Source organism: Lysinibacillus sp. COL-1, from assembly GCF_059814265.1.
Window position 1 is genome coordinate 28,988 of the sequence record NZ_JCAWSJ010000004.1, and the last position, 24,152, is coordinate 53,139.

28 protein-coding genes and 1 pseudogene are annotated in these 24,152 nt (G+C 35.4%); 22 read left to right on the plus strand and 7 right to left on the minus strand.

Annotated elements, in window-relative coordinates; all coding sequences use genetic code 11:
• Window positions 1-81 precede the first annotated feature (81 nt).
• From AC6BKE_RS08425 to AC6BKE_RS08470, 10 genes are all read left to right on the plus strand, one after another.
• A complete protein-coding gene (locus AC6BKE_RS08425; RefSeq protein ID WP_009374034.1) occupies window positions 82-528 on the plus strand; it encodes a MarR family winged helix-turn-helix transcriptional regulator in 447 nt (148 codons plus the stop codon).
• Window positions 529-782: 254 nt separating this feature from the next.
• A complete protein-coding gene (locus AC6BKE_RS08430) occupies window positions 783-1,109 on the plus strand; it encodes an ArsR/SmtB family transcription factor (RefSeq protein WP_036079775.1) in 327 nt (108 codons plus the stop codon).
• The gene (gene arsB, locus AC6BKE_RS08435; protein ID WP_016993623.1) at window positions 1,102-2,160 is read left to right on the plus strand and encodes an ACR3 family arsenite efflux transporter; all 1,059 of its coding nucleotides are present in this window, start codon (window positions 1,102-1,104) and stop codon (window positions 2,158-2,160) included. The genes AC6BKE_RS08430 and arsB overlap by 8 nt, the downstream gene beginning before the upstream one ends.
• A gap of 12 nt (window positions 2,161-2,172) precedes the next feature.
• The gene (arsC, locus tag AC6BKE_RS08440; RefSeq protein ID WP_016993624.1) at window positions 2,173-2,592 is read left to right on the plus strand and encodes an arsenate reductase (thioredoxin); all 420 of its coding nucleotides are present in this window, start codon (window positions 2,173-2,175) and stop codon (window positions 2,590-2,592) included.
• Between the two features lies 1 nt (window position 2,593).
• Window positions 2,594-2,953 carry an arsenite efflux transporter metallochaperone ArsD gene (arsD, locus tag AC6BKE_RS08445; RefSeq protein WP_009370518.1) on the plus strand — a complete coding sequence of 120 codons (360 nt, stop codon included), beginning with the start codon at window positions 2,594-2,596 and terminating at the stop codon, window positions 2,951-2,953.
• A 1-nt stretch (window position 2,954) separates the two neighbouring features.
• Entirely contained in the window at window positions 2,955-4,724 is a 1,770-nt protein-coding gene (gene arsA / locus AC6BKE_RS08450; RefSeq protein ID WP_009370516.1) for an arsenical pump-driving ATPase, read from the plus strand.
• On the plus strand, window positions 4,721-5,002 hold the full coding sequence (locus tag AC6BKE_RS08455; RefSeq protein ID WP_009370515.1) for a HesB-like domain-containing protein: 282 nt from the start codon (window positions 4,721-4,723) through the stop codon (window positions 5,000-5,002). Before arsA ends, AC6BKE_RS08455 begins: the two co-directional genes overlap by 4 nt.
• 65 nt (window positions 5,003-5,067) lie before the next feature.
• A complete protein-coding gene (locus AC6BKE_RS08460; protein WP_009370514.1) occupies window positions 5,068-5,292 on the plus strand; it encodes a hypothetical protein in 225 nt (74 codons plus the stop codon).
• 105 nt (window positions 5,293-5,397) lie between these two features.
• Entirely contained in the window at window positions 5,398-6,753 is a 1,356-nt protein-coding gene (locus AC6BKE_RS08465) for an FAD-dependent oxidoreductase (RefSeq protein ID WP_009370513.1), read from the plus strand.
• A 442-nt stretch (window positions 6,754-7,195) separates the two neighbouring features.
• On the plus strand, window positions 7,196-9,082 hold the full coding sequence (locus tag AC6BKE_RS08470; protein ID WP_009370511.1) for a TnsD family Tn7-like transposition protein: 1,887 nt from the start codon (window positions 7,196-7,198) through the stop codon (window positions 9,080-9,082).
• Between the two features lie 177 nt (window positions 9,083-9,259).
• On the opposite strand, the gene AC6BKE_RS08475 is transcribed toward AC6BKE_RS08470, so the two are convergent.
• Together AC6BKE_RS08475 and AC6BKE_RS08480 are read right to left on the minus strand one after the other, a co-directional pair.
• The gene (locus AC6BKE_RS08475; protein WP_499856477.1) at window positions 9,260-9,481 is read right to left on the minus strand and encodes a hypothetical protein; all 222 of its coding nucleotides are present in this window, start codon (window positions 9,479-9,481) and stop codon (window positions 9,260-9,262) included.
• 2 nt (window positions 9,482-9,483) lie between these two features.
• Window positions 9,484-10,071 carry a dienelactone hydrolase family protein gene (locus AC6BKE_RS08480; protein WP_340812446.1) on the minus strand — a complete coding sequence of 196 codons (588 nt, stop codon included), beginning with the start codon at window positions 10,069-10,071 and terminating at the stop codon, window positions 9,484-9,486.
• A gap of 243 nt (window positions 10,072-10,314) precedes the next feature.
• On the opposite strand from AC6BKE_RS08480, the gene AC6BKE_RS08485 reads away from it, so the two are divergent.
• The 5 genes from AC6BKE_RS08485 (at window position 10,315) to AC6BKE_RS08505 (ending at window position 15,926) form a co-directional block, all read left to right on the plus strand.
• Window positions 10,315-11,316 carry an iron-siderophore ABC transporter substrate-binding protein gene (locus tag AC6BKE_RS08485; protein WP_058843979.1) on the plus strand — a complete coding sequence of 334 codons (1,002 nt, stop codon included), beginning with the start codon at window positions 10,315-10,317 and terminating at the stop codon, window positions 11,314-11,316.
• 251 nt (window positions 11,317-11,567) lie between these two features.
• Window positions 11,568-12,617, plus strand: coding sequence for an NAD(P)/FAD-dependent oxidoreductase (locus tag AC6BKE_RS08490; protein ID WP_036117955.1), 1,050 nt, complete (start codon window positions 11,568-11,570; stop codon window positions 12,615-12,617).
• 80 nt (window positions 12,618-12,697) lie between these two features.
• The gene (locus AC6BKE_RS08495; RefSeq protein WP_036117951.1) at window positions 12,698-13,510 is read left to right on the plus strand and encodes an AraC family transcriptional regulator; all 813 of its coding nucleotides are present in this window, start codon (window positions 12,698-12,700) and stop codon (window positions 13,508-13,510) included.
• Between the two features lie 104 nt (window positions 13,511-13,614).
• Window positions 13,615-15,129: a DEAD/DEAH box helicase gene (locus AC6BKE_RS08500; RefSeq protein WP_058843977.1), complete on the plus strand. Its 1,515-nt coding sequence runs from the start codon at window positions 13,615-13,617 to the stop codon at window positions 15,127-15,129.
• A gap of 17 nt (window positions 15,130-15,146) precedes the next feature.
• On the plus strand, window positions 15,147-15,926 hold the full coding sequence (locus AC6BKE_RS08505; protein WP_036117946.1) for a YqhG family protein: 780 nt from the start codon (window positions 15,147-15,149) through the stop codon (window positions 15,924-15,926).
• A 40-nt stretch (window positions 15,927-15,966) separates the two neighbouring features.
• Here the strand turns inward: AC6BKE_RS08505 and AC6BKE_RS08510 are convergent, their stop codons facing one another.
• Both AC6BKE_RS08510 and AC6BKE_RS08515 read right to left on the minus strand, forming a co-directional pair.
• Window positions 15,967-16,287 (minus strand): ArsR/SmtB family transcription factor, encoded by a 321-nt coding sequence (locus AC6BKE_RS08510; RefSeq protein ID WP_271912159.1) that lies wholly within the window; start codon window positions 16,285-16,287, stop codon window positions 15,967-15,969.
• Complete coding sequence (locus AC6BKE_RS08515) at window positions 16,287-16,709, minus strand: SRPBCC family protein (protein ID WP_036117940.1); 423 nt, start codon at window positions 16,707-16,709, stop codon at window positions 16,287-16,289. Before AC6BKE_RS08515 ends, AC6BKE_RS08510 begins: the two co-directional genes overlap by 1 nt.
• 228 nt (window positions 16,710-16,937) lie before the next feature.
• On the opposite strand from AC6BKE_RS08515, the gene AC6BKE_RS08520 reads away from it, so the two are divergent.
• Window positions 16,938-17,576, plus strand: coding sequence for a LysE family translocator (locus AC6BKE_RS08520; protein WP_089933101.1), 639 nt, complete (start codon window positions 16,938-16,940; stop codon window positions 17,574-17,576).
• A gap of 87 nt (window positions 17,577-17,663) precedes the next feature.
• Here the strand turns inward: AC6BKE_RS08520 and AC6BKE_RS08525 are convergent.
• Window positions 17,664-17,795 (minus strand): annotated as a pseudogene (locus AC6BKE_RS08525) (IS3 family transposase); the annotation flags it as partial.
• A 179-nt stretch (window positions 17,796-17,974) separates the two neighbouring features.
• On the opposite strand from AC6BKE_RS08525, the gene AC6BKE_RS08530 reads away from it, so the two are divergent.
• From AC6BKE_RS08530 to ytxJ, 6 genes are all read left to right on the plus strand, one after another.
• Entirely contained in the window at window positions 17,975-18,883 is a 909-nt protein-coding gene (locus AC6BKE_RS08530; protein ID WP_101966965.1) for a LysR family transcriptional regulator, read from the plus strand.
• Between the two features lie 83 nt (window positions 18,884-18,966).
• Window positions 18,967-19,674 (plus strand): CoA transferase subunit A, encoded by a 708-nt coding sequence (locus AC6BKE_RS08535; RefSeq protein WP_058843972.1) that lies wholly within the window; start codon window positions 18,967-18,969, stop codon window positions 19,672-19,674.
• On the plus strand, window positions 19,674-20,309 hold the full coding sequence (locus AC6BKE_RS08540; RefSeq protein ID WP_036117929.1) for a 3-oxoacid CoA-transferase subunit B: 636 nt from the start codon (window positions 19,674-19,676) through the stop codon (window positions 20,307-20,309). Before AC6BKE_RS08535 ends, AC6BKE_RS08540 begins: the two co-directional genes overlap by 1 nt.
• A 72-nt stretch (window positions 20,310-20,381) precedes the next feature.
• Window positions 20,382-20,795: a VOC family protein gene (locus tag AC6BKE_RS08545; RefSeq protein ID WP_058843970.1), complete on the plus strand. Its 414-nt coding sequence runs from the start codon at window positions 20,382-20,384 to the stop codon at window positions 20,793-20,795.
• A 178-nt stretch (window positions 20,796-20,973) separates the two neighbouring features.
• On the plus strand, window positions 20,974-21,447 hold the full coding sequence (gene tnpA, locus AC6BKE_RS08550; protein ID WP_036129052.1) for an IS200/IS605 family transposase: 474 nt from the start codon (window positions 20,974-20,976) through the stop codon (window positions 21,445-21,447).
• A gap of 185 nt (window positions 21,448-21,632) precedes the next feature.
• On the plus strand, window positions 21,633-21,971 hold the full coding sequence (ytxJ, locus tag AC6BKE_RS08555; protein WP_036117923.1) for a bacillithiol system redox-active protein YtxJ: 339 nt from the start codon (window positions 21,633-21,635) through the stop codon (window positions 21,969-21,971).
• 39 nt (window positions 21,972-22,010) lie between these two features.
• On the opposite strand, the gene AC6BKE_RS08560 is transcribed toward ytxJ, so the two are convergent.
• A complete protein-coding gene (locus tag AC6BKE_RS08560; RefSeq protein ID WP_058843969.1) occupies window positions 22,011-22,469 on the minus strand; it encodes a hypothetical protein in 459 nt (152 codons plus the stop codon).
• Window positions 22,470-22,949: 480 nt separating this feature from the next.
• Window positions 22,950-24,140 (minus strand): tyrosine-type recombinase/integrase, encoded by a 1,191-nt coding sequence (locus AC6BKE_RS08565; protein ID WP_499856483.1) that lies wholly within the window; start codon window positions 24,138-24,140, stop codon window positions 22,950-22,952.
• Window positions 24,141-24,152: the final 12 nt, after the last annotated feature.

The window sequence follows — 24,152 nt, forward strand, 5'->3', positions numbered from 1 at the left end:
AACATCTTCAAAAAAAGTTAAATATATTTTAGTTGTATTTTGCAAATAAATAATATATATGTCTTTATAGGAGATGATTAAATGGAAAATAAACGTGAACTTTTTCAAGTTTTAACTCAAAAGTTTGCTCTACTAAATAAAACATGTTGTACTGTAGGATCAATTGACATCACACCAATACAGAGCCATATTCTATATGAGATCGACAAACAAAATAATCCTTCTATGCAACAAATAGCAGAGGCAATAGGTATGGATATTACTACATTTAGTAGACAGATTCAAACTCTTATTAAGATGAATCTTGTCAAAAAAACTCCTCTAACATCAGATAAAAGAGTGTACATTTTGTCATTAACTGTGGAGGGTACATTTCTCGCTACTACAATTGATGAAATGATAAACAATTATTTAAATGAAGTTTTTTCACATTTGAATGACTTCGAAAAAGAAACTGTTTTACGTTCAATTGAACTCTTAAATAAAGCTATGGCTAAATCAAATTTGTGTTGTACACCTTCTCCATAACTCGTTACTAAAGAAAAATTAATGGAGATAAATTAATCTTTATCATTATCTTTTAAAGCGTACGTTTAGGTAACTGAACGTACGCTTTTTACAAAGTATAAAAATTTTTTTAAAATGGGTAAATATCTGTTGCAATTCAAAACATTAAATCATAATATAAGAATATAGTTATATACTGATTATGTCACCTTCTTACGAGGTGATTTTATTTAAAATAATATATAAGAAAACAGTTATATAAGGAGTGCAGATAAATGGAAAACACACTAATTGAAAAACAACTAAAAGCAGCAGCGGATTTGAATCGCATTAAATTACTTGCATGCATGAAAAACGGGGAGGTATGTGTATGTGATTTTGTGGATGTGCTAGGAATATCACAACCAGCCGTTAGTCAACATCTACGAAAATTAAAGGAGGCAGGCATTATTACGGAACGGAAAGTAGGGACTTGGAAACATTACCGTTTAGTAGAGAATCAAACGCCACTGATGAAGGGCATTTTAGAACAAATTCAGCCTTTAAAGGGGTGCAATTGTGAAACCGATTGCTGCCATGTAGGGGGAAATATAAATGAGTAATGAATCTTTAACAAAACAGCTTTCTTTTCTAGATCGTTACCTTACCCTTTGGATATTCGTTGCGATGGGAATAGGTGTTGTATTAAGTATCACCATGCCTAATGTTGGGGAAGCGTTAGAGTCCATGTCTATTGGAACAACGTCCATACCGATTGCTATAGGGTTAATTGTCATGATGTATCCACCATTAGCGAAAGTAAAGTATGAAGAAATGTGGCGAGTGTTTAAGGATTGGAAAGTGCTATTACTATCACTTTTACAAAACTGGTTACTCGGCCCGTTCCTCATGTTCTTTTTAGCGATTATCTTCTTACAAGATTACCCAGAATATATGGCTGGACTCATTATGATTGGCTTAGCTCGATGTATTGCCATGGTGATTGTGTGGAATGATTTAGCGCGTGGAGATCGTGAATATGTAGCTGGTTTAGTTGCCTTTAACTCCATTTTTCAAATTGTGACGTATTCAATTTTTGCTTACTTTTTCTTAAATGTATTACCTGGTTGGTTTGGTTTAGAGAATTTCAATGTATCCATTTCTATGTGGGAGATTACAAAGAGCGTTCTAATTTACTTAGGGATACCATTTGCAGCAGGATTCCTCACACGATGGATAGGAATTAAAGCAAAAGGAAAACAGTGGTATGAAGAAAAGTTCTTACCGAAAATTTCACCACTTACTTTAATTGCACTGCTGTTCACGATTGTGTTGATGTTTGCTTTAAAGGGTGAGCAATTAGTAGAACTGCCACTTGATGTAGTGCGAATTGCTATTCCATTATTTATTTACTTTGTGATCATGTTTGCTGTGTCATTCTTCTCTTCCCGTAAAGTAGGTGCATCTTATCCTGTCACAGCAGCTCTTTCTTTTACAGCTGCAAGCAACAACTTCGAGTTAGCAATTGCTGTTGCAGTGGGTGTGTTTGGCTTGCATAGTGGCGTGGCATTTGCCGCTGTTATTGGACCACTAGTGGAAGTACCAGTCCTCATTGGACTTGTATGGGTTGCCTTACGTTGGCAGAAAAAATACTTTAAAACCATTAAATTATAAGGAGCAATTACTATGACAAATACACTTTATTTCTTATGTACAGGAAACTCATGTCGAAGTCAGATGGCTGAAGGATGGGCAAAGAAATTACTACCTACCAATTGGACAGTTAAAAGTGCTGGTATTGAAGCACATGGCGTAAATCCGAATGCTACTAAAGCGATGGCGGAGGTAGGGGTTGATATTTCAAATCATACATCCGATTTAATTGATTTTGAGACATTAAACAATGCAACATTAGTTGTCACTTTATGTGGGGATGCAGCTGATAAATGCCCAATGACACCTCCTCACGTTCGTCGTGAGCATTGGGGATTTGAAGATCCAGCGAAAGCGACAGGTACTGATGAAGAGAAGTGGGCTGTATTCCAAAATGTTCGTGATGCAATTGGTAAACGCATTGAACAATTTGTAGCTGAGGAGCTGAAATAAATTGAAAAAAATTCATATCTATGAGCCAGCAATGTGCTGTTCTACAGGCTTATGTGGACCTTCTATAGACCCAGAATTATTGCGAATGTCATTTATTATGAATAATTTAAAGAAAACAAACATAGAAGCTGAAAGATTTAATCTTACAAACGAGCCAAATGCTTTTGTAGAAAACGAAGCAATCAATCAACTATTAGTGTCAGAAGGAATGGATGCCTTACCTGCAACGTTTGTGGATGGAGAATTACTTTGCAAAGGAATCTATCCAACAAATGAACAATTTTCACAGTGGTCAGGACTTTCAGAAGACGAATTACTACAAAAGCCAAAAGTACGCTTGTCACTAAAAGGAGATGCGTAAGATGGAACGCTTTACAAGAATTCATTTCCCTGACACCCCATTCCTGTTTTTCACGGGGAAAGGGGGCGTTGGGAAAACATCGGTTGCTTGTAGCCTATCAATAGCCATTGCAAGGGAAGGGAAAAAGGTACTTTTAATTAGTACAGACCCCGCATCCAACTTACAAGATATTTTTGGCCAAACGCTTTCTAATAGTCCAACAAAAATTGAAGGCATAGACAATTTATTTGCGATAAATTTGGACCCTGAACAGGCAGCACAACATTACAAAGAGCAAATGGTTGGTCCGTACCGTGGAAAACTACCTGAAGTGGTATTACAAAATATGGAGGAACAACTTTCTGGTGCTTGCACAGTAGAAATTGCTGCCTTTAATGAATTTGCTTCACTATTGACTGATACTTCAGTGATTGGGAATTTTGACACTGTGGTGTTTGATACAGCCCCTACAGGGCATACGTTACGATTATTACAGTTGCCTTCTGCATGGTCTACGTTTCTAGACGATAACACGACTGGCACTTCATGTTTAGGTCCTTTAAAAGGGCTAGAACCACAACGTGAAGTCTATAAAGAGGCAGTTGAACGTTTAAAGAATGCTAATCAAACAACGTTAATGTTAGTGACACGCCCAGAAGAAAATCCTTTAAAGGAAGCTGCACGTGCTTCTCACGAATTGTTTGAAATAGGCATTCAAAATCAGACTCTACTAATTAATGGATATATGAGCAATGCCAATTCTACTGATGATATCGAAGAGGCTTTCATTGCGCGTCAAGCTGATGCAATAGCAAGAATTCCTGAAGAACTAAATCAATTTGAGCATTTCTACTTACCTTTTGTACCGTACTCATTATCAAGTATTGAGCGTATGCAAGCATGGATGACTGACAAAGAAGTTATACATGCAGATGAATCAAATGAAGAAACTAAGATTCCTGAGATAGAAGAAATGATTGCAGATTATTTAGAACGTAAACCGAAACTCATTTTTACGATGGGGAAAGGTGGGGTTGGAAAAACAACTGTGGCTTCTTATATTGCATTACGATTAGCAGAAGAGGATACTCATGTACATTTAACTACAACAGATCCCGCCGCACACCTCGATTGGACATTCGGAGATGACAACGTTAATAATTTAACGATCAGTCGTATTGATCCAAAAGCAGAAGTGGCAAACTATGAAGCAGAAGTGCTTGCAAAGGCAAGTGAAACGATGAATGAGGAAGGTTTAGCATTTGTGAAAGAGGATTTGGCTTCTCCTTGTACAGAGGAAATAGCTGTATTCAAAGCATTTGCTAACGTTGTAGAAAATCATCAAGATGAAGTCATTATTATTGATACCGCACCAACAGGGCATACGTTGCTTTTACTAGACGCAACAGAAGCTTATCATCGGGAAATAAGCCGTTCACAAGGGGATATTCCTCCAGCTGTTTCTAACCTGTTACCAAGGTTGCGTGATGCCTCTTATACGAGTGTTGCCATTGTAACTCTTCCTGAAGCAACACCTGTTTATGAAGCTTCGCGCTTACAAGAAGATTTACACCGTGCTGGATTATCTGTTGATTGGTGGGTTGTTAATCAAACGTTTTCATCTATCTATACAACAAGTCCAACATTAATTCAAAAACAACAAGCTGAAACGAAATGGCTAAAAGAAGTTAGATCCATCAGCAATAATCAATTTGTGGCCATTCCATGGGTAAAAACGCCACCGGTTGGAACACAAGGCTTACATGAATTAAAAGGAGAGAAAATCAAATGAAAATGAGTCTAGAAGGTAAAAATTATTTAGAACAGGTATTAGCTGATTCAGAGGTTAAAACGCTTCGTTTCTTTGGTATTGCAGGCTGCTGTGGGGTTAATTTAGGTGTAGGCTTAGAAGCACCAGCAGAAGAAGATGCAATTCAAACAATTGAAGGTATCGAAGTCGCAATTCATCCTGATATTGCACCGCAATTAACAGATGTTACGATCCATGCAGAAGAAGAGAATGGTGAGCTAGGTTTAGTATTAGTTGGATACTCACCGACATCTTGCTAACAAGTGATCCTAAATATACTGTCTGTCGTAGCAATTATTCAATCCGTTGAATGGAGGATGCAATAATGACAGTAAACCATGCTAGCGAATTAACTAAAGATTATTTTATCGCTTATTTAAAGTTAATAATGAATAGTAGAGAATACACATTGATACAGGCTAAAGAGTTTGCTTTTGATTTCTTCTTTAAAGGAGATATGGATCGTTACGGCACTTCTACATGGTTGCAATTTGAAAAAGCTATAAAAGAAATTGATAAAATCATGTGTGAAATGGAAGTGTGTTCATAACTATCACAAAAGCTTAAATAAATTACGTCTAGCTTACTGCTAGACGTAAAAAATATATTTTATATAAGGGAATGCTTATATAAAGAAAAAAGAGGAGAAGTTTATATGAAAACACTAAAAGTAATCAATCAAAATCAATCTTGTTGTACTCCTGTTCAGGACATTGAAGTCCAAGAGACTGTTAATAATTCCAATAAGAATTTACCGATTGTCATAATTGGTGCAGGTCCTATCGGGTTAGCTACTGCTGCTCATTTAGTAGAGCAAAACCAGTCATTTATTTTACTTGAAGCTGGCAATGAAATAGCACACAATATTCGTACTTGGGGGCATGTCACATTATTTTCTCCATGGCGTTATAACATCAATAGAGCTGCTAAATCATTATTAGAGGGGTCTGATTGGGTAGAACCTAACTTAGAAACAATACCTACAGGGCATGAGTTAATTGATCTTTATTTAAAACCTTTGGCAGAGTTAACACAAATAAAACCTAGTATCCGATTGAACTCAAAAGTAGTAGGTATTTCAAGACAATTAAATGATAAAATGAAATCAAAAAATCGATTAAATCAGTTCTTTAATATATATGTTGAAAAAGAGGATGACATCGATATTATTGAGGCAAAAGCAGTTATCGATGCAACGGGTACATGGGGGAACCCAAACCCAGCAAATTCTACAGGTGTTTGGCTGAAAAATGAGAAAGTATTAGCAGATCACATTGAGTATGGTATTCCAGATATAAATACGAATCCTAAGAGATATGCAAATAAGAAGGTTGCTGTCATTGGTGGTGGTCATTCAGCGATCAATACCTTATTAGCTTTGGCTGAATTACAAAAAGATAATCCTTCAACAAAGCTTGTGTGGATTATGCGTAAAAGATCTGTAGAAGAAGCCTATGGCGGGGAGGAAAAAGATGCGTTGGCAGCACGTGGCGCACTCGGTATTCGCATCCATGAATTAGTAGATACAGGAAAGATTGAGGTAGTAACACCTTTCTATATTTCACAGGTGAAAAAAGAAGAGAATATCCATATTGTAGGTACTATTAATGGAGAACAAAAAGTACTTACAGGATTCGATGAACTTATTGTTAATGCAGGAAATCGACCTGATTTTACCATGAACAATGAACTGCGTTTATCTATTGATACAGCAACAGAAAGTGTGCAAGCATTAGCGCCACTAATTGATCCTAATGAGCATAGTTGTGGCACAGTCAGAGCGCATGGTGAAGAAATACTACGCCAACCTGAAAAGGACTTCTATATAGTCGGAGCTAAAAGTTATGGACGCGCACCAACATTTTTAATGGCAACCGGCTACGAACAGGTTCGTTCAATAACAGCTTATTTATCAGGAGATGAAGAAGCGTCGAAACGTGTTGAATTAGAATTACCAGAAACAGGCGTATGTAGTATTAATCTTGTCAATCAATCAAATACATGTTGCTAATTGGGGGGATATGTTTTGTTAAATCAGTTATTTATAGTGGGAGTATATATATTAATTATCTTAATGTTATCATATATTACACATGAATATCTGGAAAATAAGTTTAGTAAGCAATGTTATTTAATATGGTTGATTTGTGTTTTTTTAACTGGACCTATAGCATTCACCATATATATTATTTGGGATAAGAAAAACAACATACCTAATACAAATGTAAAATAGGTAAGTCTAATGTGGAGAATTCTATAAAGTTTAATTAATTGACTGTTAGTGAAAGCTAGCAGTCTTTTTAAAATACTAAGGGAAATGGGATGGACAAACTTATGGAACAGATTTGGGATGACAGACATCATTACTAATTGAAATATACTTTAGGTAGCGTTTTTACTTATGAAAAAAGCTTTACTGAAAAAACATTGTAATAAATAAGAGGAGTAAGGATATGATAGGTTATTTTCCAACGCCATATGAAGATGAACTATATTACAGTATAATAGCTCGTTATCACATTCATGTAGGTAACTTGAGTAGAAAACATACAAATAAAGAACTATTTGGAAAGAAGGTAAATATTAATTTAGAATTACCAATGGGACTCGCTCATTTAGTATCCCAAATCAATATATTCTCGAAAGAATTTACTAAAGAGTATTTTATTAACCAGCATACAGTGATACCGTTTGTAAAACCCTTTAAAAGTGAAGAATGGAATGAGAAAATTTATAAAAGTGATTTTAAAAATTTATATATTTTTTTATTTAGTTACAGTAAATACAATGTAAAAAACAAGAAATATTTATATTATTGTGCAGAATGCTTAAAGGAACAGCTTAAGTCAAATGGTGAAGGATTTTGGAACAGGATTCATCAAATTCCAGGGATTTTTGTTTGTACTAGGCATAAGACTCCGTTATTAGAGTATTCGTTAAAAATATCCGAGATGGGCTTTATAAATTATTTAATTCCAACAATTGAAGATATTAGAGAACCACTTAGGAGCTATAGTGAGGAACTAATGAAATATTTGATCGATCTAGCAGAGGACGTTGAATACATTATTAGAATGAATTACAAATCGTTTTCTGAAGAGTATTATATTAGCAAATATGTAGATTTATTAGGTAAGAAAGGGTTTGCATATCCCATTAAAAAGCGAAGAGAATACTTACAAAAGTTAATAATTGAATATTATCCAACAGATTTTCTAGAGTTATTAGATTCATTTTTCAAGATAAGTGACAAGTTTTCTTGGGTTCCTAGTTTAATAAATATTGAAGAAAATAGGTCGTTACATCCGATAAGACACTTATTATTAATGAGATTATTAAGTGGATCAGCCAAAAATTATTTTGAAAAGGAGAACTCATTTAAACCTTTTGGTGAAGGACCTTGGGTTTGTATGAACCCGTTTTGCAAGAATTATTTAAAAGAGAATATAAAAAATGTGAATGTTAGAGTAAATAATTCAGATAGGAAAATTCAAGGTATCATAAAGTGTAATTGCGGTTTTGAGTACATAATTAAGGAAGGGGAAAAATCTCCTTTTGATATAAGGGATTTCCATAGAAGAATAGTAAAGCGAGGCCGAGTATGGGAACTTAATTTTAATGAATTACTTAAACAAGATCTAACACTGAACAAAATAGCGGAATTAGCAAATATATCTAGGGATACAGTAATAAGGATTAAGAATAGGGGGCATCTTTCTTCAGTTCAATTAAAAAACAAAGAAGGATTAATGAACAAACAAAAATTAAAAACGGAGTACTACAAAGAGGAATTTCTAAAAATCCGAAAAGAAAATCCAGAATATTCACGCTCTGACTTAGGTAAAGCATATACTAAAATATACGGATGGCTTTTACAATATGATAAAGAATGGTTAATTCGCAATTCTCCTTACTTGAGGAGTACTGGTAATAGAGAAAAAATAGATTACTTAGAGAGAGATAAAGAATTACTAAGCAAAGCAAAATTAATAATAGATAGTTGGTCAGAACATGAAGGAAATTTAAAGAGATTGGTTAGGAAAAGTAGGACAGGGATAATAAATTTACTTGATGTCAAAGCAAGTTATAGTTTGTTCAGTGGAAAATACCCACTTACTACTAAGTATATCAATTCGAATATAGAGACGGTTGAGGATTTTCGGCATAGAAGAATAAAAATTGTTATGGATACCAAATATAAAGACGAGATTGTAACAAAAAATATGGTTATTGAAGCAGCTAATCTTAAAAACTATATTAGAATTAATATAGAGAAACGAGAAAAATTACTAAAATATATAGAGGATTTAGTAACTATCCATAATAACAAATTCTTATAGAATAAAGCTGTGAAGAAACATATTTAAACTATAATGTAAGTACATAATTTTCGTATTGGTATACAACTTTTTTGTAACAGTTTATTGCAAAATAAGTTAATTTGATGAAAATAAGTATACGACTTTATTGTCATTTTAAAGATAAGAAAGACACAAGAATGCGGGTTTGAACATTTGTTAGTATACAACTTTATTGAAACTCTTCAATAACGCACTTTCACGAAAATGAGTATATGTATCATGTCGGTTCATAAACCATCGCATTAATGTATGTATTTTTGAAATATCTGTATAGATGCCGATAATAGTGCCAGGTTGTAAAGAAAGCTGAAAGCTCGGATAAATAACATTGCCTGCTTCAATATAGGGTTCAACCTGAATATCAATATTTTGTTCCATGTTTATTCCTCCTGAAATTTTCTAGCTTGTAAAAAGCTTCGGATGTCATTGTGTGCCTGCAAGTAGCTCCTTTGGCAATAATTAGAGTTAGAGGCGTCCATAAAACCATGTAAACCCTGATATTGTTTGGTCTGAACATTCGGTATGCGACCAAGTGCATTCTTTAATATTTGCACATCAAAACTACTTTCATAGCTAGGTAAAACGACCAAAGTTGGACATGCTGGTAGGATATCGAAGTATTGACGTATACGTGAACCATACACACAAATGACGCGGTGTAGGGGGAGTGTGGCTAATCGCCAAGCCAAAGTTGCACCTACGCTATAACCAATTAATACCACTTCATTATAATTCTGAGATGCCTCCAGTATTTTTTGAGAAAGTAGCTCTAGAGGGGCATCGAAGCCAACTGTCTGCATGTAAAATTCATATGCTTGCTTTTCTTGCTCATATGAAAAGGATAAACCATCTGAATAGAGCGAAATACAGGAAACGGAAGTGTTTTCATCACTATATGTTTGGACTTGTTCTTTTATAAAATGATTAACTCCATATATTTCATGTAATATAAAAATTTTTCTCCTCATTATTGCCCTCTATTATCTTTTTTCCAATAGTGTATCAAAAAGTAAGTATAACGTATATTTAACGTTAAAATGAACAGTGATAACCTCCTTCAAAAAGTACAATGCTGGACATTTTTACGTTTATGGATAAAAAAACACAAATTTGTTCATCGAGTATTATATGTACTCAAAAAATTGAATTTGCTATCATCTTTTTGATAATGATTCTCATTATTTTGCTAGAAAATTAAAGGAGGACATACAATGAAGAAGCCGTGGATAATGGTGCTGTTCACTTTGTTACTATCAGTCTTGCTAGTAGCATGTAATAATGCCGAAGAGAAGGTAGCGAATCAAACCCAAAAAGAAAAAGAGGAAATAAAGGAAGAACCGTCCATTTATCCTCTAACATATACAGACGCTTTAGGGAAGGAAGTAATAATTGAGAAAGAGCCGAAACGTGTTATTTCTTTGATGCATGTATTATACCCAGATGTTCTATTAGCATTAGATACCAAGCCAATAGGTATAGCAAATGCTGATACTATGTTTAATTTATGGGAAGCCTATCAATCTTTTGTGGAAGAACAAACATTTACTGATATTGGGGATGTTAGAAGCCCAAGTCTTGAAAAAATACTAGAACTAAAACCAGATTTAATTTTGGCTGCTTCAGGTGTTCATGATCAGCTATATGACCAATTGTCAGCCATAGCACCTGTTGTGTATTTAAATCAAAGAGCGATGTCTACTGATCAAGAGTTAGCTGTAACGGAAATTTCAAAGGTATTGGGGAAAGAGCAACAAGGAAAGGCACTGCTAGAAGAAGTAAGCAAAAAAATCACAGATGGCCGAGAAGCTTTGAAGAATTTTACAGCCAAAGGAGAAACTGTAGTCTTTACATCCGTAAATACGAAAGAAGAGTTTTGGATATATGGGAAAAATATTGCGCCAACGAATCCTGAACATGGTTTAGGAATTAAAGTTCCACAAAATTACCCAGAAGATATGACAAAGGAAGTAAGTATGGAGGGGATGTCAGTCTTAAACCCAGATCATCTATTTATTTTCCTTGATAAAAGTGGAATTACCATGAGTGAAGAGGAATTTTTAAAATCCTATGAAGAAAGCGCGGTATGGAAGAACATCAATGCAGTTAAAAATAAAAATATTTATATAGTCGATCGTTCTTTATTTGCACAGGATGCACCAATTGCAACTATGTATGGAATTGATATAGTAGTAGATTTGTTAAAAGATAAATAAATATGATTAAAATGAAATAGTATGCCTAGTGCATACTATTTCTTTAAGAATATTAAAAAATGGTGACAGGATATGTATTATTATTATGTTTTGTAATAATTTTATTTGATAATGATTATCATTATCGTATAATGGAATTAAGGAGGAAGTTCAAAGTAGTTTAGACAATTAGAAATACACAGTAGGGCTGTCATGCAATGTTAGTCCAATTGTTGAGATAGGTAATGACAAATTGAAAGGTGTGTTAAGTATTGTTAGAACAAGAATTGTATGATGTAACAATCATTGGTGGTGGACCTGCAGGTCTATATTCTAGTTTTTACTGTGGTTTACGAGAAATGAAAACGAAGCTAATTGAATCACAACCACAGCTAGGCGGTAAAATTCATGTTTACCCAGAGAAAATGATTTGGGATGTTGGGGGTGTAACGCCTATTTCAGGGGGACAACTAATTAAGCAATTAGTTGAGCAAGCCTTAACGTTTAACCCTTCTATTTATACAGATGAAAAAGTGCTGTCCATTGCCAAAAATGAAGATGGCATTTTTATGATCACTGCGGAGTCAGGAAACATTCATTATTCCAAAACGGTTATTGTCGCTATTGGCGGAGGTATCCTGAATCCTCAAAAAATTGAAATTGAAGGCGCTGAACGCTTTGAAGTTTCTAATTTAAATTACACAATTAAATCCTATGAAAAATTTAAGAATAAGGCAGTTATTATTTCCGGTGGTGGTAACACTGCTGTAGACTGGGCATTAGAGTTAATGGAAGTAGCTTCCAAAGTCTATTTAACATATCGAAAAGATACATTGTCTGCACATGAGGCTCAAATTACAGAGCTTACAAATAGTTCTATTGAATGCCATTTCAATTCTGAAATTACGAAACTGATTGCAGACGATCAAGCAGGAATGATTAAAGCGATTTCTTTAACTAATCATGAAACAGGCACTGTAACAGAGATTCCTATTGACGAAGTGGTCATCAGTCATGGATATGTACGTGATAAGGAGCTATTAGATAATAGTCCGTTAGCCATTGACCGTAAAAATGATTATTTTATAGCTGGTTCGATTAATAGTGAATCGTCCATTCCGGGCCTTTATGCAGCAGGTGATATTCTTCACCATGATGGTAAAATCCATTTAATTGCAGCTGCCTTCCACGATGCACTCCATGCAGTAAATAGTGCGAAGAAATATATTCAACCTGATGCTTCTGAGGGCGGTATCGTTTCCTCACATAATGATATTTTCAAACAACGTAATCGCAAGCTACTACAGGAAAGTTTAAAATAATCGATTTTAGGAGCACTGATGCATTGTTGGTGTTCCTTTCTTTTTGTCTTAATACTATGAAGTGAAGGAGAGCATTCAAAATGGATATACAAGAAATCATAGAATTTTACACAACTGCTCCATTAACATTTTTGGATGTGATTACGGAGAAGATTTCCTCCGAAACGGTCGTTACGAATTACAAGACGATGACGAATGCAGCTGGTTTAATATTTCCTATCAATGGAGTAGCAGATGTTAAAATTGAAGGCAAAAATTACCGATTAGAAAAAGGGCAGATTATCCATGCGGGTCCAAACTTATCTATCCAACGAACAATTACAAGCGATACTAAATTCGAGTATGCTGTCATTCATTTTCAACTATCAGACGGAGAAAATTCAAAGTTTCCACTCTACAATCGTCATTTTGCCTTACAGGTAGGAGAGCAGCTAAAATTAATGAATTTGTTGCAGCAATTAATACAAAATTATGTCATGGGTAGTCATTTATCATTTCTTCAATCGAAAGCTCTTTTTTTTAATATTTTAGAAGAAATCATTTTAGTCATTAAAATGAGGGATTATCAATATAAAAAAGAAAATATAACGTTAATTACGGAGTATATGCAAGAAAACTATACAAAGAATATGACTGTTATGGATATCGCGAATCATTTTAAAATGGAAAGAAGGAAACTGTCCTATCTATTTGAGAAAAAAATGGGTGTTAGCCCGAATGTTTATCTTACTGTTTTGCGTATTCAAAAATCTAAAGTATTATTGAGAACTTCTCATTTATCTGTTAAAGATATTGCGGAAAAAGTGGGTTACACAGATTACTTTTATTTTAGCCGTGTATTTAAAAAAATAACAGGTTTATCGCCTAGCCAATTTCGTAAACATATAAACTAACAAACACCTAGTGAAAAATAACTTTCATTAGGTGTTTTTCATCTAAAAGGAACATATCTTTTCCTTTTTTGGACAACCTAAGCTAGAAAAAATAACATGAGGTGATGATCATGAAAATAGAAAGGTCGTCCGAGTGGGAAGAAGGCTTTAGCAATCGATTAAATCATCTTGAACAATGGCAGAGCTGGACATTATATAAGATGAACTATGATATTGTGAAAAGGAAATTAATCCCTGATTTTACGGGATTACAAGCAACTAAGTATTTACCGCACTTAAAACCATTAGTACACCAGTTAGAAGCGGCTGAAACAGTTATTGAGCGCATGAATGGAAAAGCGATTTTAGCCGATGAAGTAGGTCTTGGTAAAACGATTGAAGCGGGCTTAATTTTAAAGGAATACCTTATTCGAGGCCTTGTTAAAAGGGCATTAATTTTAGCACCTGCTTCTCTCATTAATCAGTGGATTGAAGAGTTAAATTTAAAATTTCATATACCGGCCATCGCCTATAAGAAAAATTGTCCAATAGAGCGCTACGATGTCCTCATTATGAGTATGGATACGGCTAAAAAAAGTCCCCATAAAGAGCGCATTTATGAGCAGGATTACGACATGATTATTATTGATGAGGCACATAAATTAAAGAATAATAAAACACAAATTTATGAGTTCGTACAAGGGTTAAAGAAAAAGTTTTGCTTATTATTAACAGCCACACCTATTCAGAACGATGTGTTCGAACTGTATTATTTAATTTCCTTATTAAAGCCAGGGCATTTAGGGAATTACGATACATTCCAGTCAGCCTTCTCTGCTAGTAAGCATCATTTAGAACATGATGATTATTTAAAAGAATTGGTCAATCAGGTAATGGTGAGAAATCGGCGAGAAGATACAGGGATTGAATGGACAAATCGCTGTGTTCAAATTGTACCGATTACATTTACGGAGGCAGAGAGGGAAGTTTACGATTTGCTTGGAGCCCTTGAAAATACAGGTTCCTTTTCATTAATTACTTTACAAAAGGAAATGTGTAGTAGCAAGGAAGCCACAGCATTAACACTAACGAATATGCTAGATGATCATGTGCAGCCACAAGAACTTGAAGCGATTTTAGCAAAGCTTATGGCCTTAGAAGTAAATTCAAAGGCGGAGAAAACGCTAGAAATCGTAAAACAAGCAGATGACAAGGTTATTATTTTTACAGAGTATCGGGCTACTCAAGTTTATTTACAATGGTATTTGCATACTAATGGCATAACGAGTGTCCTGTTTAATGGGAAGTTCAATAAAAGCAAACGAGATTATATGAAGCATCTCTTTAAAGAGAGAGCACAGGTACTCATCGCAACTGAGGCAGGAGGCGAAGGAATCAACCTTCAATTTTGTCATCATGTCATCAACTATGATCTACCATGGAATCCAATGAAGCTAGAGCAACGTATTGGTCGTGTCCATCGTTTGGGACAGGAGCATGACGTCCATATTTATAATCTTGCGATTGAAAATACCATTGAAGAAAAAATATTGGAGTTACTTCATACAAAAATTGATGTGTTCGAGAAAGTGGTTGGCGATTTAGATGCGATTTTAACAAACTTTAAAGAATCTGTATGAGGTAAGGAGGGGCAACCATGTATCCGCAACAAGTCCATCACTATTTAAAAGAATTTTTTAACGAGAATGACTGCGCTATTTTAGGTGAAGAGGATCATTATTTAACAGTTCAACTAACGGTGGATATTGATAAAAGGATTATGAATAGGCCATTTTATTGGCAGTATATTGAAGCGACTAATAGTGAGCCAAACCCAGCTCAAGTAACCTTCATAACAAATCAAACGTCAATAGCTGGTAACTTATTTGGAGAGGCCATTCATTACGGCTCACCACGTTTAAATCAGCTATTTGTAGCAACAAAAGAATTAGGAGCCTATGTTCAACTGTTTGAAAAGGTGGATAGTGCAATGGGTCAGGTCATCCTAACACCTTGGTTAGGTGTTAACTTTAAAGTTTCTTATTGCTGTGATCGCACAAAAGAAATGCTTTATTCATTTGGTATCAATTTATTGACAGGTGTGGTAAAGGAAGATTTTCATGAAACGATTTGTACCTCAGAATTCGACATGGAGCCCGCAGATAATGTATTTCATGTGCAATATATTATTAAGCCACTTCGAGCACTGGAACGACTACATGCAGCAGTTGAAGCCATCATTGAACAAGATGATCATTCATGGGCAATTGAAGCACAGAAACGTTGGCAACGAGATCAACGAGTCTTAGATTATTTTTATGAGGATGTGGAGGATAAACCTGAATGCTATGAAATTGAACGCAAAGCATTAGAGGAGCAATACGAATCTAAAATTAAAATTGAAATCATTAATGGGGGGGTATTTTATCTCTTTTAAATGTGGAGCTGTCCAGTATAAAGACAGCTCCTTTTTTGCTTTAATCCTCTTCAACCATTCTTTGAAGCTGCACCAATTTATTGTCCCAAAATAAATGGAAGTACTGAAGCCAATCTTCAATTTCCTGCAAACGCTCACTATGCAAAGTATAGATTTTTTCTCGACCCTTTTTTTCAGCAGAAATGAGCTCAGCCTGCTCTAATATTTTTAAATGCTTTACGACAGCAGTTCGACTAATAGCAAAGTGCTCAGAAATATTGGAAATAGGTCTATCACTTGCGGCAAGTATCTGTAAAATATTCCTTCTTGTGGGATCAGCAATGGCTTGAAAAACATCATATTTTACGGCTGATTGAGTCATTAGGATTCGGCAATCTCTTTTAATTTATGCTGAATAAGTATTGTCCAGCCGTCATCCATTTTTGTCCGAATAGCTTCAGCAGCAGTATTCGCTTTAGGAATAATATGAGAAGCTTCCTTCCAGCCACCATGCGTTAACGTAAATTCTGTTTGATCGCCAACCTCTTTTAGCTCAAAAGTGACGAACCATCCATCTTGATCCCAGGCAAAACGTAAATAATATGGTGCTTCGACACGTTCTACTTTACAGGGTGAAGGACCAAACGGTGATTGAATAGTGAATTCATGTCCTTCGATTGGTTGAAAATCATTTGGCATAAACCATGAAGCAATTTTTTCAGCGGTTGCGACTGTCTCCCACACTTTTTCAATAGGGGCATTCAAAGTAATCGTTTTGACAATATCCTGTAATTTTTCAGTCATGTATAGTTACTCCTTTATTGTTTGATGAAATGACACTGATGGTACGAGCCTGCTCAAACCAAAAGCGTTTGCAGAGTTGAGTGACATATAACCATAAGGTGTTATGAATATATAACACCTTATGGTTATATGTCAATGGAAAAAGATGATATTATTTTCTATCTTTCAGTAGGTCATCGCTTATGTTAAAATTATTTATAATTTTCTGACATAGAAAGGAGATGTACTATGGTTAACATATCCGTGTTCTTAATTATGTGCATTTTGCTCATTATTTTACCTGGTCCTGATACAGCGATTGCAACTAAGAATACCTTGACTGTAAGTAGAAAGGGAGGATTACAGACAATCTTAGGATCTTGTTGTGGTTTATTAATTCACACATGTGCTGCTGTAATTGGTCTTTCTGCTATTATTGTGAAATCTGCCTATGTATTTGCTGCTTTAAAGTACATTGGTGCAGTTTATTTATGTTATTTAGGTATCAAAACATTATGGACACTACGGACAATTCGCACACAATCACCTGTAGTGCAAGATGCTGCAAATATGGATCACAAATATTCGCAGCAGTCCTGCTTTAAACAAGGGTTTCTTACAAATGTGACAAATCCAAAGGTCGCTGTATTTTTCCTAACGTTTCTACCTCAATTTGTAGACGGTACGAGCGGGACATTTTTTCCATTTTTAATAATGGGTCTTATTTATACAGCATTAACAATGTTATGGTTTGTCTTCTATGTGTATCTATTAGATCGAATTAGCGCCTTTATGAAAAAGCCATCGACGAAGGCAATAATTGAAGGCGTAACGGGTGCTGTATTAATTGGATTCGGTATTAAACTGGCATTAGAAAAAGCCCATTAAATGGGTAGTGACTCCTTAAAAATAGAGTTTTAGTTATGTAGCTAATCGGCTGGCATAAGTTCGGTATTTTACCAGGCTCATGTCTGCCTATTTTTGCTTAATTCGATCGTTATTATAGTAATCGATATATTCCTCTATTTTCTTCTTTAACGCTTCATAGGAAATTAATTCTTCTCCCTATTACATTTCTTGTTTGAGTAAGCCAAAAAAGTTCTTCATGTGATAGTGATACGTTGCTTCTGGAATATCGACTTGTTTAAAGATGTCTTTTAATCGGAACCCTTCTTCTTTGGGTTCTTTATCCAGTAAAGGATTAAACGAATTGAAGGAGAATTTATTACTAAAAGGAATTCTATATATCATTTCATAATAAATATGAATAAATGAGGAAGATGTTTATGGAATTACGGGATTTAAAAGCATTTATGGCTGTGGTTGAACAGGGAAGTTTTACAAAGGCTGCAAATGTGTCCTTTGTATCTCAGCCATCACTAAGCAAAAGTATCAAGAAATTAGAAGAAACATTACAAGTTGAATTGTTGAACAGGTCTACTCGCAAAGTAGAGCTAACAGACGCAGGGAGTATTGTCTTTCAACAGGGACAAAAAATATTGCACGGTGTTCAAGAGTTGCATATTTTATTGGATGATTTATTGAATATTAAAACAGGCGCTATCAAATTAGGGATTCCACCTCTAATTGGCACATTATTTTTTCCTGACATCGCCAGGAAATTTCATCAACTATACCCAGAGGTGCATTTAGAGCTTGTCGAACGAGGCGCTAAAATGGTAGAAATGCTAGTTGAAAATGGCGATGTTGATATGGGCATTGTTGTATTACCAGCAGATGAAAGGAAATTTTCCGTTCAGCCATTTGTAGAGGATCAATTTTTTGTATTTATGAATGAATCCCATCCATTGGCAAAAGAGGATTCTATAGCTTTGAAGGATTTAAAAAACGAAACGTTTATTATCTTTGCAGAGGAGTTCACGCTCCATGACTATATTATTAAATCATGTAAAAGCGTAGGCTTTACACCGATAGTCGGCTATAAAAGTTCACAATGGGATTTGATTTTGGAATTAGTATCCTCCAATCTGGGCGTTACACTATTACCCTTCTCAATTGCCGCGAAGCAAACAAATGCCAATGTGAGAACGATCCCATTACATCAATTTCATATGCCATGGCGTTTAGGGATTATTACGAAGAAAAACACGTATCAATCTTATGCGTTAAAGCAGTTACTCAAAACGATTGGGAGAAATACTGAAAATGGATTTATTCCAATAAGGAATAAATAGTATTCAAATTAATTCCTTTACTTGTAAAATAGCAATGATGTAGAATTTTTCTTAATAAGCGAGCAATTATAGGGGGTTTCGAGATGGGGAATGGGAAAGTATGGAGTTCGTTTGAGGAAGCTGTTGCGGATATTAGAGATGGAGACACATTAGCTGTAGGAGGATTTGGGCTCTGTGGTATACCAGAAAAATCGATTGCAGCGTTAGTACAGCAGGGCACAAAGGATTTAACGGTTGTCAGTAATAACTGCGGTGTAGATGATTGGGGTTTAGGTCTACTCTTAGCGAATAAGCAGATAAAAAAAATGGTGGCTTCCTATGTAGGAGAAAATAAAATTTTTGAACAACAATTTTTAAGTGGCGAGCTAGAAGTGGAATTATCGCCTCAGGGAACACTTGCGGAGCGACTACGTGCAGGTGGCGCAGGAATTCCAGGATTTTATACTGCGACAGGTGTTGGAACGCCAATTGCGGAAGGAAAAGAAGTAAAGGTTTTTGATGGGAAGGAATTTATTCTGGAAGAAGGCATTGTGGCTGATTTTGCCCTTGTCAAAGCATGGAAAGCAGATAAGCAAGGAAATTTAGTCTACAGAAAAACATCACGTAATTTTAATCCATTGGCTGCTATGGCAGGGAAAATTACGATTGCTGAGGTTGAAGAAATTGTGGAAGTGGGCGAGCTAGATCCAGATCACATTCACACACCAGGTGTTTTTGTACAACGTGTATTGGTAGGTGAAAATTATGAGAAGCGTATCGAGCGTTTAACGGTGAAAAAGGGGGAAGCGTAATGGATACAAGACAAAAAATGGTTAACAGAGCAGTAAAGGAAATAGCAAATGGGATGAATGTTAATCTAGGTATAGGCATCCCAACACTTGTTGCCAATGTGATTCCAGCCGATTATGACGTGCTGTTACAATCTGAAAATGGCCTTCTCGGTATTGGACCTTATCCAGTAGAGGAAGCCGTTGACCCTGATTTAATTAATGCGGGGAAGGAAACGGTCACTGCAGTTCCAGGAGCATCCTTCTTTGACAGTGCAGAATCATTTGCAATGATTCGAGGCGGTCATATTGACCTTGCCATTTTAGGTGGCATGGAGGTATCTGAAACAGGAGACCTTGCAAACTGGATGATTCCAGGGAAAATGGTAAAGGGAATGGGTGGCGCTATGGACCTTGTTGTAGGAGCTAAAAGAGTGATCGTCGTAATGGAGCATGTAAATAAAAACGGTGAATCTAAAATTAAAAAGCAATGTGAGCTCCCCTTAACAGGTAAAGGAGTAGTACATCGCTTAATTACAGACTTAGCTGTTTTTGATTTTACTAAAGATGGCATGCAACTAATAGAGTTAGCAGAAGGTGTTACTTTAGAGGAAGTAAAAGAGAAGACTGCTGCTTCGTTTAGCGTTGCTTTAGCATAATAACTTCAGACCTAGGACTGTTTCCAGCATTATTGTCTCATTCTACAATAGTTTAAAAAGGGAGGCATAACGATGGAACAACAATGGACAAATGAATTAGCAGTTGCACAGGTTAGAGTAGCAAGACCAACAGATCAATTACAAGAAATAGAGCGTTTTTACTGTGAAGGAGTCGGCTTAAAGAAAATAGGCTCTTTTACGGCACACCGTGGCTATGATGGAATTATGATTGGTCTCCCGAATGTAGGCTATCACCTAGAATTTACAGCGCATGTTGATGGAAGTCCTTGTCCAGCACCAACTAGGGACAACCTTTTAGTACTTTATATTCCAAATAGTGAAACCATTCGTCATATTACCGAACGTCTCGAACTTATGGGATATCCTGAAGTGGAGCCTGAAAATCCTTATTGGGCAGAGCAAGGGATAACTATTGAAGACCCAGACGGCTGGCGTCTTGTATTAATGAATACAGCGGGCATCTAACTAAAGAATCCAAAGCACGAGCTATACATATAGTCTCGTGTTTTTTTTGTGTGCTTTGAAAACCCCCTGCTATGCAGGGGGTTCCGGAAAGCTTTTAGCTATGGACAATAAAAAAACTCCAAACGTACAATAAAGTCAGGTCTAGTCAACCGACTTCGTACGAAAGGAGCCACCATAAATGGATAATAAAAGTTTAGCACATACAACGTGGAATTGTAAGTATCATATCGTCTTTGCGCCAAAGTATAGAAGGCAGATTATTTATGGTCAAATTAAAGCAGATGTTGGAAGAATATTGCGCCAATTATGTGAAAGAAAAGATGTAGAAATCATAGAGGCAACAGCATGTCCTGACCATATTCATATGTTGGTAAGTATTCCTCCGAAATTGAGTGTATCTGCGTTCATGGGTTATTTAAAAGGGAAGAGTAGTCTAATGATTTTCGACCGACATGCAAATTTAAAGTATAAATACGGTAATCGTCAATTCTGGTGTCGAGGATACTATGTGGACACAGTCGGCCGAAATAAGAAAAAGATACAAGAGTATATAAAAAATCAATTACAAGAAGATATCCTGCAAGATCAAATGACGATGAAAGAATTCATTGACCCATTCACAGGAGAAGAGATCAAGAGAAAGAAAAAATAAGTAAGCCGCTTTAGCGGTTTGTGTGAAAACGGAGTGCGGTTGGCAGACCATTCAGAATGTCTTTAGACATGGGCCAGTACCCCAGCGTTTCACGCGCAGAGCAAACCACCAGTTATACTGGTGGTTCTGATTATGATGATAAATACCCATTGTTGTATATAATGATTTATAAAGGAGGTTATGCTATGCAACGAATAAAGACATTGGATAATTGGAGCGAGGTGTTAGAGCAATCAAAGCACATGCCATGTCTTGTATTAAAAATTAGCATGACATGTATGAGCAGTATTGCAGCTATAAAGGAATATAAAGCACTCATAACAAAATTGCCGAAGTATCTTGTGATTGTCCAAATGGATAGAGTGGTTTCTAATGCTATTGCAGGTGATCTTCAGGTGAAGCATGAATCACCACAGCTATTAATATTGCAGGATGGGAAGGGAATTTGGCAAGCAACACATGACAAGATAAAACAACCTCTTTTAGTAGAGGCTATAAAGCAGTATGTAAAAACAACAACTTAAAAAAGATACCTCACAATAGGTTGTGGGGTATCTTAATGGTTAATCCTCTAAAGCCTCATCTTCGTGAAAGTTCGTAGCGCTAGATTCTATATCCACCTGTAGATAATTTGCCCAGTCTATTTTATGATAATCCTCTTCACTAAAATAAATATTCAAGACCTCTGTCATTGTTTTATCACCATCAGGCTCAGTGAGTGGAGCATACCAAGTAATAGCAGGTGTCTTCACACTTTTTAGCTTGGATAATTCAGCAAAAATTTTAGTGGAATCCTTCAACATTTGACTTTTTGATCCCTCTGTCACATCTGTATCCTGAATGGAAATTGTGACAACACCATCTTTAGATTCCTCTACAGAGAATTCATTTTTCACAATCGCACCTACTATATCTTCAACGGTCGTGTTTTGATCGACGGCTACTTCCTTTGGATCCGCACTTTTTCCACAGGCTGCTAAAAGTAGTGAAGTGAATACAAGTAAATAAATTATTTTTTTCAATATCCTAACCTCCCTTGTTACTCCATATATGCGCAAAATGGGAGGGAATTATACAGGCTATGGAAAGGTTGTACAGACTTTTTAAATTAGGAGGGGAACTAGTCGTATTATATAAAGAAGAAACGTTCCATATTATGTAAAAGGTTATGGCGTTTTCTATAATGAAATTTGTAAAGTGGAAAGTATATTAAAAAGGTATTTGCAAAAAAAATTAACACCATTGATGAAAAAAGCACCTTGGCCATATTGGCTAAGGTGCTATATAGGTAATATAAAAAAGCCGCGTATGCCGTAGTTATTATAGAAAGTTTTAAACCACCACTCCTCAAATGAGTTGTTGAGGGTAATTTATTTATAAATAATTACAATAAATATCGTTATTCAAAGGTTTTATAAATGTTTTTATCATCCAGTATCATTGATTACAATTATTTATAAACAATTTTAACCCCAGTTTAACCCCAATATGACCCCTAGGGGTTAAGATTGTTTTTTTACTCTAAAGAAGCCATCTAGTTTATCAGCTGCAGCACGATCAGCAGATTTAAAAGCATGACCATAAGTATTCATCGTTACTGATATATCAGAGTGTCCCAAACGTTCACTAATAAGTTTAGCGTGAACACCTTGTGCAATTAGTAGTGATGCAGAAGTGTGACGTAAATCGTGAAGCCGAATGTATTTGAATTTCCGTTCATTAATAAACTTGTGCCAATGTTTCGAAGGGCTAGTTGGATATAAGTGTGTCCCATCAAACGAATGAAATAGCCATTCTCTATCTTGTTCAATCCATTTATCACCTTTTTTTAATTTCTCTTTAGCCCAATGTATACGATATGCTTTTAATTCTTCCATTACAGACTCAGGTAATGTTACATAACGTTTTGATTTTTTCGTTTTAGTAGATTTAATATGTGGACCTTGTTTAGTCAAAACGATTGATTGGTGAATGTATATTTGCTGATTATCAAAATCTACATCCTTCCATTCTAAACCTAACAGTTCACCTTTGCGCAATCCAGCAGCTAAGGCTAACGTGAACATCATTCTCCATAATTCAGATTCGCTTTGTAACATACGCATTAGCGTTTCTATTTCATCTTCTTCATAAATTTGCATTTCTTTATCCACATCATCTGTATCACTAGGACGAGGTTTTTCAACACCATCCATAGGATTTGTAGATAATACCCCCCATTTAACGGCATACTTAAATATACTCTTGAGTGTTCTATAGACATCTTGTTTACTATGATAAGTAACTGGAACATCTTTACCATCAAAACGTTTCATTTCTCTTAAAACAGTCATTAAGTGAAATTGATTAATTTGATCCATACGCATATGACCAATAACAGGATTTATATGCAATTCTAATTTACGTTGATGGTTTCCATATGTCGTCAATGCCAAAGTAGAAGCAAAATCTTTTTCCCATTGTCCTGCAAAATCTTTGAAAAGTATTCTTTCTGTTTGAACATAATTTCCTGAGAGTACTTCATCTTTAAATTTTAAATATTCACGATCCAAATATTCCTTAAGTTGTTTTGGAGACATTTTATCTTCAATAGTTATTGATTTACGTTTTTTTGGATATTTCCCTTTTGCATCTTTAGGTAAATATACAGTGAAACGATATGAATTTTCTCCGCGTTTTTCGATATTTGCCACTTTAGTTTCCTC